A 15,724-nucleotide genomic window follows, 5' to 3' on the forward strand; every position below is an offset into this window, starting at 1 on the left:
AATGCGGAATGCGGCTCAATGTGGGACAGGAATCAAACGCGAGGCGGTCGCCAAACCCCGGACGAGGTCTTTACAGGTAAGGAATCGCTTAAGAATGAAAGCACTACAGGGCTGAATACGGTTACAGGAGGCTTGAAGATCGAGACTTGCAGCATGCCGCCTGTCTTGCATTCCTGGCCCGGCTTACAAGGTTTGCCGTGCTCGGAAGGGCTTTTCATATCGTTGCAGCAGTCCATCCCCATGTCGTCCAGCATCGCCATGCCCATCGTTTTCATAGGGCAGGGCTCTGTGGGTGCCTGAACGCCCGCCATCCCACTGAGGGGAAGCGCCAGGCTAATCATGAAGATGATGCAAAGCCGCAGATAGCGTTTCATGGGCTGGAGTGTAGTCGCTGCAAATGGCTCTTACAATTGGTCATGTATCAACAGCGCCCGGTCGTCAAGGTGTGATGTAGGCAATCACACCTGACATCAATTAAGACAGAATTACGTGTCAAAAATAGATATTTAACCCATCGCTTTAATCATAAAAAATCCCGGCCCTGCGCGCCCCAATCAAAGGGGGTTTTTCCCCGGAGTTGGCTGTATTTCCCCAATGCTCGTGTCTGACCGTCGAAACGGTCGCGGATTTAATTTTGCTGTTTCAACGCAGCGCAATTCAGATACGGGCTGCGCGCACCATCATTGCTTGGTAGCGAACATTTGGCATAGAGAATGCTGGATGTCACCTAGGCTTCATTGAGAAATTCAAATTGAAGGTGTAGTTAGGAAATTCTCTATAGGACGCTATCATGCCTGCAATATCAGTATTGATTAGGCGCCTACATCGGGTAGCAGATGACTCAGTTGCTTCGACCAGACAACCGAATCTCCTGCGCTGGTTTTCGATCATCAGCTTCATCCTGATCAGCGCGATAGCTTTTGGGCTGGGTTCAGTATCGACTCGCTTCCTGGTCATCGAAAGCCTGGAGCGCGACGCGCTGCTGTCAGCGCAATTTATTCAGACCATCGCTGTGGGTGAAATCCGTCACCACGGGTTGTCTGGGATGCGGATGGGTGACGTTTTGGCAGCCACCCCATATGGAATGCTGTCGGAAGAAATGGCGCTGAATCGCCACCGTGCCCGCTCCGAGTTCCTCGACCACCTTTCACACCTCCCGGATTCACTCCTAATTAGCATCTACTCGCCACTTCGGACGGTGATGTGGTCAACCAATCCGCAACTGATTGGACAGAAAATTCTCAACGACGAGGCACTTGAAGCGGCATTCAGCTCGAAAGACAGGGTTTCCACCAAGTACAGTAATGCTGGTGAACGCCGCCCCGAACAGCAATTTTTGCTCGCTCCCAAAATGTTCTTTATCGAGAGCTACATCCCGTTGGTCGACGATCTGGGGAATACACTGGCTGTGGTTGAGATTTACAAAGAACCAGCCGATCTGATTGAACGACTCAACCGGGGACACTGGATCATCTGGCTGTCCACCGCGCTGGGCGGTCTGCTGCTTTATTTTGGGCTGTATTGGATCGTTCGACGGGCATCGATTCAGTTGGCCTCACAGGAGGCGCAACTCGTCGCCAATAAGACTTACGTGGGCTTGGTCGAGATGTCCACAGCAGTCGCCCACAGTCTGCGCAACCCCTTAGCCTGTATCCGCTCCAGCGCAGAACTAGCGAGCGAAACGGAGGGCCAACCCGCCAAGAAGAACATCGACGATATTGTCAGCCAAGTGGATCGGATGTCGCAGTGGGTGCATGAACTGTTGCTGTGCTTGCGACCGATTCGTGGAGAGGCGGAACTGGTGGAGCCGATGAATGTGGTACAGGCCACGTTGGCCGGCTACAGCGCGCAACTGGCTCAATCAAGAATCCAGGTCGAGTTCAACAATGAGCCGACACCCCGGATCATCAGCAATCCACTTTTGCTTTCTCAAATTCTCAATAGCGTCATTGCCAATGCAATAGAGGCGATGCCGGGAGGCGGGAAGCTAACCATCCAGGCGAACGTGGATGACACCCATCAGTGGCTGCATCTCATCATTGGTGACACTGGGGATGGAACGTCACGACAACAGGAAATGATGGCTTTCAAGACCTTCTACACCACCAAGCAAGGCAAGCTCGGTATAGGGCTGATCATGGTGAAGCAGATCATGGAAAATTTTGGTGGAGAAGCCAGTTTGACCCACCACGAAGACCAGGGAACATCCGTGCACCTGAGTTTCAGGGTTGTGGAAAGAAGAGCCAGTGGGGTGCGCTAGTCTTCGCGCAACAGTTCCTCTAGATCGGCAGAAAGCGGCATGGCGGAAAAAGCACTGACGCGCGCTCTTCCCCTGTTGCCGACAGGCACCCAGATCCTGGAAAACAACAATGCGGCAATGATCCGAGGAAGCTGACCTGCAACCTCCCGCCAATCCTTGGTAAGTAAACCAAGGTTCAACATAAGCCAATGAGATTTCCCGTGAGCCAGCGGCATACGCTGGGTAAGGATGTGCGCACGCTCAATCCAGCTGTAAGCAGCCTGAAAGTCATGGGCCCTCATAGCAAGCCCAGCCTCATGGAACGCCTCGGTTATGGCGTTACGCAAAACCTCTTTCATGTCGACCTCCAACGCTACTTCTTCAGCAATCGAAGCCCGTTAAGCACCACCAGCAAGCTGACTCCCACATCGGCAGAGACAGCCAACTGTCGCGCTTTGTCCACTATACGTTTAGGCCTATCCAGCCATGGAAGCCAACGTAGAGGCCAACAGCGATAATCAGCACGCTGGATAGGTAGGGCGCACGTCGAGCAACGGTGCCCAGCCATGGCCAGCGGTTGGAAGCCTGCTTGGCACCGATGGCTGCCGCCGCACCGACAGATACCAACGTGAGCGCCAAACCAATGCTGAAGCACAGGACGAGAACACCACCTAAGGCGACTTCTTTGACCTGAAGACAGAGCAGCAGGACAGTGATAGCAGCCGGACAAGGAATCAAGCCGCCAGTCAAACCGAACATGACGATCTGGCCCGTGGTGACCTCGCGGTTGGTGAAGCGTTTACGGATATCGTTGGCATGCGCACGTTCGTGCGCATCCTGATAGCCGTCAATCGACAGCTCCAGACCATCCAGTTCGGAATGTGCATGCCCGTGAGCATGCTCCTGGTAGTCCAGATCATAATCATGGGAGTGGCCCGCATGCCCAAGACTCAGGCGAGCACTGAACTCATGAGGTTCCGGGATATCTACTGTCGATTCCAAGACGCCTTCGCGCTCGACGAAAGAGAACGATTGAGTGCTGCCGTCTGGACGGGTAGTCCTTAGGCGGACATCTGAGGCGGGCCACGCGTGTCCGGTCAGTGTCTTCAGACGCCAGTGCGGTGGCATGCCTTCCTCAAAGATCGACAATTCGACACGGCCATGGCCGGTATCGATTCGGTGGGTTTCATCATGATGGCCATGGTTATGCTCACCGTGGTGGTGATCATCACCTTGCTCGAACTTGAACATCTGCTCACCACGCCAAGTACGCCACAGCATCCAGAGCGCGATCACGATGATCAGTGCGGATGACGCGAGCTGGAAGTACGGCTCAGTGGTTTGCGCGTCCAGGCCTTTGCCCAAGTACATGCCACCGATGGCGACTAACCAGACCACAGCGGTGTGCGACAGCGTCGCGGCTAGTCCCAACAAAACAGCCTGTTTGACCGAGCCACGGATGGCCACGATAAAGGCCGCCATCATGGTTTTTGAATGGCCCGGTTCTAGGCCATGCAAGGAACCGAGCAAAATAGCGCTCGGAAAATACAGCCAGGCGTGAGCCCCGCCCTGTTGCAGCAGTTCAGCGAAATTGGGCATTTCAGACCTAGAGGTACTTGGTGATTTGTTTGAACGCTTCCAGCGGTGCGCGCTCGCCATTACCCAACGCCGAAACGGTGTCCTCAAGGCAGTGATCGATGTGATCCTGAATGAGCGTGCGCTTTGCTTGGCACACCGCTTTTTCAACGGCATGCAGCTGCTGAGCAATATCCACGCACTCACGACCTTCTTCGATCATGGTGATGATGCCGCGTAAATGGCCATCCGCCCGCTTGAGACGCTTGATGATCGCGTCGTGACTTTGGTGGGTGTGGGGATGGCTATGTTCGTGTTTTTGCTCACTCATGGCTTGAGCCTCGGGCCTCAATGAATTACGCCGGCATCCTATCCCCCCTAGGGGGATGGGTCAAACGTATCAAAACCCTATAAGACGAGTTGAAACCCGAACGCCATGTTCAGCAGAACACTCACAATGACGGTGGTACTCGCGCTTGTTCTCGCCATGTTTGTGGACTGGGCCGGGCGATCTCTTTGCTTTCACTCGTGGTCAGCAGGCCACGCGGGTAGGCTGATCATAAAGGTCGTATAACCTTCTCTGGAGACACATCCAACGGTGGCGTCATGGGCGTCAACCAGTGATTTGACGATTGCCAGCCCTAACCCCGCATGGTTCGTAGCGCTCTCTCTCCGTGCGGGATCGACTCGGTAAAAACGGTCGAACAGCCGGGGCAGATGCTCTGCCGCTATCCCCTCGCCGGGGTTTTCTACTGACAAGGTAACCATCCTGCCAAGCGGCTCAATTTTCACGGAGATTATAGAGTCAGGCGGGGTATACCTGAGCGCATTGGACAGCAAATTCGAGATCATCCTATCCAGCATTGTCCCGTCACCATTCACCGCGCCGTGCCCGACCACCTGTAGCTTTACCCCTGTGTCGTCTGCCAGAAGCTGGTAATACTCGAACAATTTCTCGACGACCGAACGCAATTCGATTTTCTCTTTGGCAGGTAGAACCAGACCGTTGTCTGACTTTGCTAAGAAAAGCATGCCATCAATAATGCTGGAGAGTCGGTTCAGATCTTCCAGGTTGGAATAGAGATTCTCTTCATAATCCTCTGGTGCACGTTTCTTTGTGAGGATGACTTCGGTATGTGTGCGCAGATTGCTGATAGGAGTACGTAGCTCATGCGCAATATCGGCTGAAAAGTTAGACAACCGAGCAAAAGATTCTTCAAGGCGAGCCAACATAGCGTTGAACGAAGTGACGAGGAGCTCTAGCTCGCGAGGCACAGAGTCCATGGGAATCCGCTCTTTCAGCGATCCGGCTGACATTGAGGCCGCGACTTGCGTCACTTGTGCGACCGGCTTCAGCCCGCTGCGCGCCACCAGCCACCCTAAACCTGCGCTGACCAAGGCGCTAATCGCCAGCCCGATCACCAACCACCAGCGCAGAGTTTCAACGAAATACATATGGTTTGTGATGTCAAGACTCAGCCACGCGGTCAGTGGCTCAGCTTCATTGGCTAAATGAACTTGGGCTTTCATGCCTCGGTACATATGGCTTCCAGCTGTCCACTCCCACATATCTTTCCCTGGGTCACCAGAGGAAGAAGAAGGATGTCCCACTGCATTTGAAGTCGCGAAGAACGTCTTCCCTTCCATCGTGATAATTGACGCTGAGAGTTCCTGGTGAGCACCAAGGAGAGCTTGTAGTTGCAACACAACTTCTGAGGGGGCTGCGGAGCCAGCTTCGCCATCCATTATTTGCCGAATGGATTCAAGCTTTTCCGTCATCGCTTGACGGTCGAGGGCCTTAAAGTGATGTTGGCTGAATCCGTCAAAAGTAAAGCCTGCTACTACCAACACGGCCACAACGGCACAGACAAACATCATGCTTAAACGGAGGGTAAGAGATGCGCGCTTCATTCTGTATCCGGAGCATCTAGCATATACCCCATTCCCCTCGTGGTCTGAATCAGCTTGGTGTCGAAATCATCATCGATTTTGGCCCGGAGGCGACGAATGGCGACTTCGATCACGTTGGTATCACTATCGAAGTTCATGTCCCAAACCTGCGATGCGATCAGTGATTTCGGCAAGACTTCTCCCCGACGGCGCATCAGCAGCTCTAGCAGCGAAAATTCCTTGGCGGTAAGGTCAATGCGTCGACCTGAGCGCGAAGCCCGACGCTTCAGAAGATCGACCTCCAGATCCCCGATTTTAATAGATGTCTGGTTGGGTACGGCGGCACCACGGCGAAGCAAGCTTCTGACGCGAGCAAGCAACTCGGAAAATGCGAAGGGTTTGACTAGATAATCGTCCGCACCTAACTCCAAGCCTTTGACCCGGTCATCAACTCCGTCCCTGGCCGTCAGAAACAGCACAGGGACTAAACTTCCGCCTGCGCGGACATTTCGGATGACTTCCCAGCCATCAATGCCCGGCATCATTACGTCCAGAATTAAGAGATCGTAGGTCTCGCTCAGCGCCTGGTGCAACGCCTCTGTTCCTGTCACAACCCGGTCGACACTGAAGCCAGCTTCCAAGAGGCCTTGCTGTAGGTACATTCCGATTTTGGGTTCGTCTTCTGCAACCAAGAGTTTCATGCTTGGGCTCCGGTTTTGCGGTGTTCTAGTGTGCTACCAATCTGACGGCTGTGCGGAAGCTTACGCAAATGTAATTGCCCCAACAGCAAACAGAAAGCACGCAGTCACGACAGGCTCGGGGGCAATTGAGCGGCGGCAGCGAAGATGCGGCTTACAAAAATGTAATCGGCAACCTGACTTTTTGCGCTTAACCTACTTTTCTGACGGTGCGGAAGCGCTACTCGTGGCGCACGGCCAAGGGCATGCAGAGCAACCGCGCAATGACACGTGACGAGGTGCATAGAATGTTCAAACGAAAGCTATCGCTTGCTGTGGGATTGATGATTTGTGGGGTTGTGCAGGCCGCTGAGCCACTCACAATTGACGTACATCGTGACGCGAACTGCGGGTGCTGCAAGGAGTGGGTCAAGCACCTTGAATTGAATGGATTCAAGGTAGTCGACCACGTGGAAAGTGATATGAGCGCTATCAAGCAGAACCTGGGCGTGCCACAGGGACTCGCTTCATGCCATACGGCTGTAATCGACGGCAAATTCGTGGAGGGTCATGTCCCAGCCGATGAAATCAAGAAGCTGAATGGTCGTTCAGACCTCGCAGGAATTGCAGTGCCAGGCATGCCCGCAGGTTCTCCTGGCATGGACTACGGCCAGAATCATCAACCTTACCAAGTCCTGGGGCTCACCAAGGCAGGTGCGAAAGAAGTGGTCGCTGACTACCCCATCAACCGATAGTCGTTGCTCAGATCTGAGCGCACTTGGGGCCGCTCGGATCTAGCTCCTGAATCACCCTTGAGCCATCTCGATTGAGGGGCTCAATGTTCCTAGCCAAGCCACCAAGCAAACGATGACGACAGCACAGGTCGATTCGATCACCACACTTTTTCTCAAAGCAGTTGCTGCTAGAGAAAAATCACCGGCCACCACAGACCGCTCTAGTGAAGGGCTCAGGTAGAAACGATTGAGGGTAGCTAGCCCGATCATGCCCACGAAAAGTATGATCTTCACGAGTAGGAGAGCGCCATAGGTGCTGGTTACGACTTCGATTACTGTCGGCCCGACAATGAAGAGATAATTAGCGACGCCAGTAACTATGATCGTACCAACAATGAATGCGCCCGCTGTTTCGAATCCCTTGAGCGCTCGCGATAGCACTCGTACCAGTTGCTCCGAATTAGCCCCCCTAATACTCAACATCAGACCAAACGCCGCGAGAGCTCCGATCCAGCCGCCAGCGGCAAGTAGGTGCAGAATATCAGCGGCAAAGTGCCAGAATCGCAGGGCGCCTTCATCCATCGCCCCGTGACCTGTCCATGGGAGTGTCGCTAATGCAATGCTCCCAGCCAAGGTAGCAACCCAGAGACTGCCCGTTGGCCATCGCTTGCTCTGGCTTCCAACAAAAATCACCACTGCTAGCGAGATCATGCGCGTCACCCAGCTGTAGCCGATCTCTGTCTCGTACAGCATCATTTCCAGGTGAGTTCGCAGTTCCGCCCAGTCGGATGCGCCGCTCATATTTTTTGTCATAACTGCGAAAGCTGCTAGGGACAAAAGCATACCTATAGCGGCGGTGCCAGGCAGTAGCGACCCAAAATGTAGCACAGTTCCCGATACCCGCTCTTTTCCCCGAAGGCTGTACAGCCCAAAGACAGCGAGACCGAACAGGAGCATCAGATCCAGGTAAAGGGCGAGGCGCAGTACCACATTCAAAGGGTCGCTCATGGTTATTTCACTTTGAAAGTGACGCTGCCGGTAATCGGATGGGTATCGGAGGAAACCGCTCGCCATTCCACTTTGTAGGTGCCAGCTGTGAGAGGAGAGGCCGGGGTCAAGACCATGGTTTTAGGGTCGTTACTGCCGGCCACGCTGGCTTTCACACCCATAGGAGAGTGCGACGACATGCCAGGCATTTCGGTCATGATCAACTTGGCTCCGGAAAACTGGGTAACCAGGTTTTCAGAAAAGTGCAGCTCAATCTTTGCTGGGGCTGGGCCGTTCGCGCCTTCAGCTGGAGTTGAAGAGACTAGCTTCGGGTGAGCCTGGGCAACTGCACTGAGCAGAAGGCTGGATGAAAGAGCGACGGCCACAACACAGGATTTAAATACAGACATGCAAGGCTCCTCACAGCGCGTAGCTGTTGTAATGAGGTTATATAATTATTTGGTGCCGCTAACTGTGGTTTAGAACCACACCCGGACGCCGAGCACCAGACGTGCTTCATTATTGTCTTCGCCTTCCTCGCTGGCATAGTCAGCGGTCTTTCCATAAGCCCGATTCCAAGTCACGCCTACATAAGGTGCGAACTCAGGACGGATTTCGTATCGGAGCCGCAAACCGACTTCACTCTCAGACAACCCTGAACCGACTCCACGTTTGGGATCGTTTTTGCCATAGAAATTGAATTCTGCCGTTGGTTGCAAAATCAGCTTATTGGTTAGGAGAATGTCGTAGTCCCCTTCCAGCCGCGCTGCGGTCTGGCCACCTTCACCCAGGTAAGCAGTAGCCTGGGCCTCGAAATTGTAGAGCGCCAAGCCCTGGATACCGAAAGCCGCCCACGTTTGAGGGTCGCCTGGTTTGAAGTCTTGACGAACCCCGCCGACTAGATCCCACCAAGGGCTGAAGGAGTGTCCCCATAAAGCTTGAACCTCAGCTTCTTCAGTCTTCCCATTGGTGCGCTCGCCTTCGGAACGCAACCATAGACGATCAACATCTCCCCCTATCCAACCTTGGGCTTCCCAGTTCAGTGCGCTTCCATCATCAGCATCCTGCCATTCCAATTTCTCAAATATAAAAAAAGAGTTGAGGGCTGTGTCATGAACTTGGTGACCACCAGGGGACTTATAGACTGCAGCTCTGTCAGCATCAGTTAAGGGCGGTATCGGAGTCCGACTTTGGGTCTGTGGTTGGGGCTTGGCGGGCTGCATACCCTCCATTTTGCTGTGATCCATACCCTGCATCTGGCTGTGATCCATGCCCTGCATCTGGCTATGATCCATGCCCTGCATTTTGCCGTGATCCATGCCGTTCATCTGGCTGTGATCCATAGTCTGCATCTGCCCGTCTTCGGTGCCCTGGCCTGGTTCAGCGGCTGCCGGCAAGACAAAACCAGCGGTCAGAGCGACCGTAAACACAGCTGAGTGCATGCGAGTCCCGCAAAGAAATTTGCTCATAGTCGACTCCTTATTCCTCTACACGCACTTCGCGGAACATCCCCATTTCCATGTGGTATAGGAGATGGCAATGATAGGCCCAGCGTCCCAGCGCATCGGCTGTTACTCGGTAGCTGCGCTTTGATCCAGGCGGCATATCAATGGTGTGTTTGCGGACAAGGAATTGGCCATTCTCGTCTTCAAGGTCGCTCCACATGCCATGCAAGTGGATGGGATGAGTCATCATGGTGTCGTTGACGAGAACGATCCGGACTCGCTCGCCGTATTTCAGTTTTAAAGGCTCGGCGTCCGAAAACTTCACGCCGTTGAAAGACCAGGAAAATTTCTCCATATGCCCGGTCAAGTGCAGTTCGATAGTTCGACTTGGCTCACGGCCATCTGGATCCTCAAACGTGCTCTTTAGATCGGAATACGTCAGCACCTTTCGACCATTCTCGCGAAGGCCCATACCAGGATCATCAAGCTTTGGCGACGTCGACATTGCCTGCATGTCGACGAGAGGATTGTTGGATTCTGTGGCTGGGTGCGACTGCATTTCTCCCATACCACTCATGCCGCCCATAGACATTTTGCTGTGATCCATCCCAGCCATGCTGTCCATGCCGGACATGTCTTGCGTAGCGCCATGGTTCATACCTTCCATCGCACCGCCGTCCATGCCTGACATGCCCTCCATTGAGCTGTCCCCCATACCGGCCATCTTGCTGTGATCCATTCCAGCCATATCGCCCATACCAGCCATCGCGCCATGATCCATACCGGCCATACCCATGTCGGCCATGGTGACGAGAGGACGTGGGTCTAGCTCAGGTACTGGAGCGGCCAAGCCAGACCGGACGGCCAAGGTGCCTCTTGCGTACCCCGACCGATCCATCGACTGCGCAAACAGTGTGTAGGCGTCCTGAGTTGGTTCGACGATCACATCGAAAGTCTCGGCAGTGGCGATCCTGAACTCGTCCACGCTTACGGGCTTAACATACTGGCCATCGGCAGCCACCACAGTCATCTTCAAACCCGGAATACGGACATCAAAGTAGCTCATGGCTGAACCATTGATGAACCTCAACCTAAGCTTTTCACCAGGTTTGAAGGTGCCCGTCCAGTTGGAGTTCGGCGCGTGGCCGTTCATCAAGTAGGTGTATGTCGCGCCACTGACGTCTGCAATGTCAGTGGGATTCATCTTCATTTCGGCCCACATCTTGCGGTCAGCGACGGTGGCTGACCAACCTTTGTCAGCTACGTCATGGATGAAATCACTGACTGTGCGCTTGTGGGTGTTGTAGTAATCAGACTGCTTCTTCAGTGTTTTCATCAGCGAAGCCGGATCTTCATCCGTCCAGTCGGTAAGCATCACCACGTATTCACGGTCATACTCAAATGGCTCGGGCTCTTTCGCGTCGATTACCAGTGGGCCGTACACACCTACTTGTTCTTGGAAGCCGGAGTGACTGTGATACCAGTACGTTCCGTTTTGCTTGACCTTGAATTGATAGACATACGTGCCGTTAGGCTCGATCCCATGGAAGCTAAGGCCCGGCACACCGTCCATATTCGCGGGGAGGATAATCCCGTGCCAGTGGATTGATGTCATATCCTTGAGGCGGTTCTTGACCCGCAAGGTCACGGTATCGCCCTCACGCCAGCGCAGCTGAGGCCCCGGAATCCCATCATTGATTGTCATGGCAGTCCGGGCATTCCCAGTGATATTTACCGGTGTCTCTCCAATAAAGAGGTCGAACTCTGTACCTGACAGGACATTAGTCTCGCCCAAGCTACGGGCCGCCCAAATAGGGGTATGCCAGAGGCCTAAGCCACCGAGAATCCCGCCTGCGGTGAGACCTTTCACAAAGGTGCGCCGAGAAGTTTTGGAATGCATACCGATTCATGTCCCGTCAGTCGGATGTCAGGTGCACGCACGTTGGCGTGTTCCCGAGGGTTCACGCTTTGGATAGCTAGTGCGCTTGATACATTGGAAGATGCCATAAGCCAGCAAACGGGGTGATTACATTTCCGTAAGCTGGGCGTCTCAGCATTGATGCTTCTGCTCTTCAGCCGTGGGCTTTTCCTGTGCAATATCCTCTTGCACTTGCACTTGCACTTGCACTTGCGCTTGCGCTTGTGGGACGGGTTTGGTGGTGGCCATTGCCGTCTCGCGAGCTCGTTCCATGCGCTCAACCGCACGGTCGCCGCCAGCTTCGGCAAAGGCCAGGGACGATATAGCCAAACTGAGTGTAAGAATCACAACATTGGTTGCTTTCATAGTGCATCTCCTTCAAGGAATTGACTCTCGATGAAACCAGAGAGTTTGAGCGTCAGCTCGATGAGGATGATGAGGGGACGCACCTGTCAGCACGCTTAGCTGGTGATTACACTTTTGACAGCAGCCTCACGGAGAAACAGGTGGGCACAGCTTCACCTGTTGTTGGTAACGCGGACTCACTACTCGATCTGCACGACGGCCAAAATTAATGCGCCGGCAGGGACACCTTCCGAACTCCAGCCTGTTTCCGCGTTGTTTTAAGCTGACGCGATCACCCTTACCGCCAGGATTGTCGTGCGCCAACGAGGCTCTTACCCCAAACCGTTTAAGGGCCAAGTCGTGCAGGAAAGCCTGCAACCTAGTGCGACCGTCTCGAGCGCTGCCACCAATATCTCAGACGAAAAATCCTTTGCTGGAGGGCCGTTCCCCAAACGTCTTGATGAGGGTTAATCACCAGACAATGAAAGGGCAGTGCACCACAAGCTGCTAGTGAAGAACGACAAAGAGGGGTCAACATTTGAAAAGTCGTATTCGTCCGGCCAAGTCATCTACCAACCCTGCAACGCTTGGATATGGTGTGCACTTAATTATGTGGGCATCAGTTCTAGCCGTCTAAGCGGGTATTTCATGCAGCCACAACGCCGCTCCTACTCCAAATCCTTCGAGGCCTAGGTGATTCAAGAGTGTGCCCAGTCTGGCGCTTCGATTGCCAGCATCGCCCTCAGCCATAGCTTCAGCGCAAACCTCGTCCATAAATGAATTCGGGTGCGAGCGCAGGAAAGCATGGCGTTGCAACCTGCATTCATTCCATACCCATGCAGTTGGCTGGAGTAAATTCGCGATGTCGATATTAGCCAGTAAAATTGTGGATTTTTTCGTAAACTCTAGAGAACATGCGGCTTGTCCAATTGTATAGCGCGACCTCATCACAGGCTTTTTTCATGTCCTTGGCGGCAATTCGGCTTATCGGTTTCATCTTAGGTATTTTCCTGATCACGCTAGCCGTAAGCATGGCAATTCCCATAATTACGCTCGTGGTCTATGAACGAAGCGATGAAATCTCTGCCTTTCTATGGGCGAGCTTAATAACATTCATCTGTGGATTGATGCTTATGGTGCGGGGGCGCCCAGAAACGTCCCAGCTTCGCCCCAGAGACATGTACCTTCTGACAACGGCCAGCTGGGTTGTAGTTTGCGCCTTCGCGGCTCTACCTATGGTGTTCATCCATCACATCAGTTACACCGACGCTTTCTTCGAAACGATGTCTGGTATCACAACCACTGGATCGACTGTCATCACGGGTTTGGATACCGCTTCTCCGGGGTTGTTGATCTGGCGCTCAATGCTCCATTGGCTAGGTGGTATCGGCTTCATCGGTATGGCCGTGGCAATCCTCCCGCTGTTGCGAGTCGGTGGCATGCGCCTTTTCCAGACCGAATCCTCAGACTGGTCGGAAAAAGTAACACCACGCTCCCATGTCGCAGCCACGTACATTCTCTGGCTTTACCTTGGACTGACAGGGATATCAGCCTGGGCTCTTTGGCTAGCGGGTATGACGCCGTTTGAGGCCATCAACCATTCAATGTCGCTGATTTCGACCGGGGGGTACTCCACCTCGGACGCATCTCTGGCTCATTGGCCCCAACCTGCTATCCATTGGGTAGCGGTCGTGGTCATGATTTTGGGAAGCCTGCCATTTACCCTTTATGTCGCAACCTTGCGTGGACATAGGAAGGCGCTTTTGAAGGATCAACAAGTACGTGGCTTTATCAGTTTTCTCGTCATTACCTGGCTGGTCGTTGGGACATGGCTTTGTTTTAACAGCGACTACAGCTGGTGGGATTCCTTTCGGATCGTTGCAGTCAATGTGACCTCGGTAGTGACAACTACAGGAGTTGCTCTAGGCGATTACACTCTGTGGGGCAGTTTTGCAGTCCTGTTTTTTTTCTACCTGACCTTTGTCGGCGGGTGTTCAGGCTCCACTGCTGGCGGGCTTAAGATTTTTCGTTTTCAGGTTGCAGGAGCCTTGCTCATGAGCAGTCTAAAGCAGCTTATTCATCCTCGTGCGGTGATTCAAAAAAAGTACAACGGTCATCCTATAGACGAGGAGATCGTGCGTTCGCTTTTGACCTTTTGCTTTTTCTTCACCGTCACTATTGCAGCAATCGCCTTAGGGCTTGCTCTCATCGGCCTTGATTGGACGACGGCTTTGAGCGGAGCAGCAACTTCTGTGTGTAACGTCGGGCCAGGACTGGGAACGATCATCGGGCCAGCAGGTAATTTCTCGTCACTACCAGATGCTGCGAAATGGCTTTTGACCATTGGGATGCTATTGGGGCGCTTGGAAATCCTTACCGTACTTGTTCTTTTGACCCCGGTGTTTTGGAGATATTGACCCTAGGATTCTCCGAGTAACTTGCCATGCGGCGGCGGCAAGTTGAAATTTCCTCGGCGCGCAGCGCTATTTGCTCAAAGGCGACTGGTGCGTCGTGTATTGAGGGCGTTTTCGCCCGGCCTCCCGCGTTAAACGCGCTCTCGGTAAAGCGGTAGCCACTTACGGATCACGTTGGCATTAATACCGTGACTGATGGCACCGCTGGAGATGGGTGCGCCGGGTTGCAGGCATTCCTAGACAACCTGGGCTTTGAACGACTTGGGATAAGAGCTTCGTAGGCGCATTTAAGGGTTATCGCGTCCGCTTAAAAATAGGCGGACACCATCGCCCTTAATTTCGAAGTTCGGTAGGCGTTTGCCGTTCGCTTACGAAAAGTCGACGGGCGTCATAAAATTTGACCGCACCACAGAACCGACAGCCGACTGCATAAATTGATGTAGATCAACCGTGGCACTTCAATGTGGCGTATGTTGAAAAATCAAAATCCGCTAATCAGTACCGGAGATTCTCCATGTTCTGGTTTCGCCACTGTCAACCAACGTTCATACGCCTCGCCATCGTGCTGTGGGTGTTAGCGTTTGGTCTGGCAGCGACCCAGGGATGTCTGGCACAGCCCAGCCACAATCCGGCTACAACTCATGTCTCGCTGATCACCGCGCAAGATCACGATAGCCACGACGCCCATGCCCTCGGTTGCCTTCAGCACTGCGCCGATGCGTCAATAGCTGTAAGTCCTTCGCTCCATCTTCATATATTTGACCTGTTCAGTTGGACGTTTCTGCTCCTTATCCCAGCGTTGCTGATTTTGTATCCCGCCAATCCCTCCGCTTTTGCCTTTCTTGCATTACGGCGCCCTGTACCGGCCAGACCGCCTGCCCGCCTGATTTTCGTCCGTTTCAACGATTAATCCGACCTTCTGCGCGCCGATCTTCGGCGCACTGTCTGACTGCGCCAGCCTGGCGCGGCTTGGTATTACCTGAGTTGTCCTGACCCTTTGGAGATTGCCATGCATGCCACATTGAAATTTATCCTCGCCACCCTGCTCGTGAGCAGCCCACTTATCGCCTCGGCAGTCGATGAGCATCACCCGGAGGGGCAGACCGCGCCCACCAAGACAAGCGAAGCAGCTACGCCGATGCAAAACAATGTCATGACCGAGCAAATGCAAAAAATGCAGGCTGCACACGACAAGGCAGCCGCCGCCAAGACCCCTGCCGAGCGACACGCCGCCATGCAGGAGAACATGAAGACGATGAAGGACAGCATGGCCATGATGCATAAGAACTGTCATGGCAAGGGCATGGGCATGGACGGCAACAAAGACGGCATGGAGATGGGAATGATGAACATGATGATGAAAATGATGGATCAGCAAACGAGCATGATGAACATGCCGATGAGCAAGTGACGCGCACAAGCCTGTAGGCAATGCAGCGACGGTTTTACTTTAGCCAATATGCCAACGGTAAAACTGCCGCCCGTTGCACCTTTACGACG

General features: G+C 53.6%; 16 protein-coding genes. 5 read left to right on the top strand and 11 right to left on the bottom strand.

Annotated features, from left to right (window positions below; all coding sequences use genetic code 11):
- Positions 1 to 32: 32 nt before the first annotated feature.
- Positions 33 to 374 carry a hypothetical protein gene (locus QFW87_RS19125; RefSeq protein ID WP_283188555.1) on the bottom strand — a complete coding sequence of 114 codons (342 nt, stop codon included), beginning with the start codon at positions 372 to 374 and terminating at the stop codon, positions 33 to 35.
- A gap of 416 nt (positions 375 to 790) precedes the next feature.
- Here QFW87_RS19125 and QFW87_RS19130 point away from each other — a divergent pair, with 416 nt between their 5' ends.
- Complete coding sequence (locus QFW87_RS19130; protein ID WP_283188556.1) at positions 791 to 2,260, top strand: HAMP domain-containing sensor histidine kinase; 1,470 nt, start codon at positions 791 to 793, stop codon at positions 2,258 to 2,260.
- Here the strand turns inward: QFW87_RS19130 and QFW87_RS19135 are convergent.
- The 5 genes from QFW87_RS19135 to QFW87_RS19155 all read right to left on the bottom strand — a co-directional run bounded on the left by QFW87_RS19135 (position 2,257) and on the right by QFW87_RS19155 (position 6,405).
- Positions 2,257 to 2,598 carry a DUF3703 domain-containing protein gene (locus QFW87_RS19135; protein ID WP_283188557.1) on the bottom strand — a complete coding sequence of 114 codons (342 nt, stop codon included), beginning with the start codon at positions 2,596 to 2,598 and terminating at the stop codon, positions 2,257 to 2,259. The two genes, QFW87_RS19130 and QFW87_RS19135, sit on opposite strands and share 4 nt — an antisense overlap.
- 103 nt (positions 2,599 to 2,701) lie before the next feature.
- The gene (locus tag QFW87_RS19140; RefSeq protein WP_283188558.1) at positions 2,702 to 3,838 is read right to left on the bottom strand and encodes a nickel/cobalt efflux protein RcnA; all 1,137 of its coding nucleotides are present in this window, start codon (positions 3,836 to 3,838) and stop codon (positions 2,702 to 2,704) included.
- 7 nt (positions 3,839 to 3,845) lie between these two features.
- On the bottom strand, positions 3,846 to 4,145 hold the full coding sequence (locus QFW87_RS19145) for a metal-sensing transcriptional repressor (protein WP_283188559.1): 300 nt from the start codon (positions 4,143 to 4,145) through the stop codon (positions 3,846 to 3,848).
- A 191-nt stretch (positions 4,146 to 4,336) separates the two neighbouring features.
- The gene (locus tag QFW87_RS19150; protein WP_283188560.1) at positions 4,337 to 5,725 is read right to left on the bottom strand and encodes a heavy metal sensor histidine kinase; all 1,389 of its coding nucleotides are present in this window, start codon (positions 5,723 to 5,725) and stop codon (positions 4,337 to 4,339) included.
- Positions 5,722 to 6,405: a heavy metal response regulator transcription factor gene (locus QFW87_RS19155; RefSeq protein WP_283188561.1), complete on the bottom strand. Its 684-nt coding sequence runs from the start codon at positions 6,403 to 6,405 to the stop codon at positions 5,722 to 5,724. The genes QFW87_RS19150 and QFW87_RS19155 overlap by 4 nt, the downstream gene beginning before the upstream one ends.
- 284 nt (positions 6,406 to 6,689) lie before the next feature.
- Between QFW87_RS19155 and QFW87_RS19160 the strand changes: the two genes are divergently transcribed.
- On the top strand, positions 6,690 to 7,136 hold the full coding sequence (locus QFW87_RS19160; protein ID WP_283188562.1) for a DUF411 domain-containing protein: 447 nt from the start codon (positions 6,690 to 6,692) through the stop codon (positions 7,134 to 7,136).
- 51 nt (positions 7,137 to 7,187) lie between these two features.
- Here the strand turns inward: QFW87_RS19160 and copD are convergent, their stop codons facing one another.
- From copD to QFW87_RS19185, 5 genes are all read right to left on the bottom strand, one after another.
- The gene (copD, locus tag QFW87_RS19165; RefSeq protein WP_172791736.1) at positions 7,188 to 8,123 is read right to left on the bottom strand and encodes a copper homeostasis membrane protein CopD; all 936 of its coding nucleotides are present in this window, start codon (positions 8,121 to 8,123) and stop codon (positions 7,188 to 7,190) included.
- A 2-nt stretch (positions 8,124 to 8,125) separates the two neighbouring features.
- Positions 8,126 to 8,512: a copper homeostasis periplasmic binding protein CopC gene (gene copC / locus QFW87_RS19170; RefSeq protein WP_033039136.1), complete on the bottom strand. Its 387-nt coding sequence runs from the start codon at positions 8,510 to 8,512 to the stop codon at positions 8,126 to 8,128.
- A 69-nt stretch (positions 8,513 to 8,581) separates the two neighbouring features.
- The gene (locus QFW87_RS19175) at positions 8,582 to 9,454 is read right to left on the bottom strand and encodes a copper resistance protein B (protein WP_283190936.1); all 873 of its coding nucleotides are present in this window, start codon (positions 9,452 to 9,454) and stop codon (positions 8,582 to 8,584) included.
- A 127-nt stretch (positions 9,455 to 9,581) separates the two neighbouring features.
- Positions 9,582 to 11,447 (bottom strand): copper resistance system multicopper oxidase, encoded by a 1,866-nt coding sequence (locus QFW87_RS19180; RefSeq protein ID WP_283188563.1) that lies wholly within the window; start codon positions 11,445 to 11,447, stop codon positions 9,582 to 9,584.
- Between the two features lie 150 nt (positions 11,448 to 11,597).
- On the bottom strand, positions 11,598 to 11,831 hold the full coding sequence (locus tag QFW87_RS19185) for a co-regulatory protein PtrA N-terminal domain-containing protein (RefSeq protein ID WP_283188564.1): 234 nt from the start codon (positions 11,829 to 11,831) through the stop codon (positions 11,598 to 11,600).
- A gap of 941 nt (positions 11,832 to 12,772) precedes the next feature.
- On the opposite strand from QFW87_RS19185, the gene QFW87_RS19190 reads away from it, so the two are divergent.
- The 3 genes from QFW87_RS19190 (at position 12,773) to QFW87_RS19200 (ending at position 15,635) form a co-directional block, all read left to right on the top strand.
- Entirely contained in the window at positions 12,773 to 14,227 is a 1,455-nt protein-coding gene (locus tag QFW87_RS19190) for a TrkH family potassium uptake protein (protein ID WP_283188565.1), read from the top strand.
- Positions 14,228 to 14,738: 511 nt separating this feature from the next.
- Positions 14,739 to 15,134, top strand: coding sequence for a hypothetical protein (locus QFW87_RS19195; protein ID WP_283188566.1), 396 nt, complete (start codon positions 14,739 to 14,741; stop codon positions 15,132 to 15,134).
- 99 nt (positions 15,135 to 15,233) lie between these two features.
- On the top strand, positions 15,234 to 15,635 hold the full coding sequence (locus QFW87_RS19200; protein ID WP_172791741.1) for a hypothetical protein: 402 nt from the start codon (positions 15,234 to 15,236) through the stop codon (positions 15,633 to 15,635).
- Positions 15,636 to 15,724: the final 89 nt, after the last annotated feature.

The organism is Pseudomonas sp. PMCC200344, assembly GCF_030053095.1.
GTDB lineage: Bacteria > Pseudomonadota > Gammaproteobacteria > Pseudomonadales > Pseudomonadaceae > Aquipseudomonas > Aquipseudomonas svalbardensis.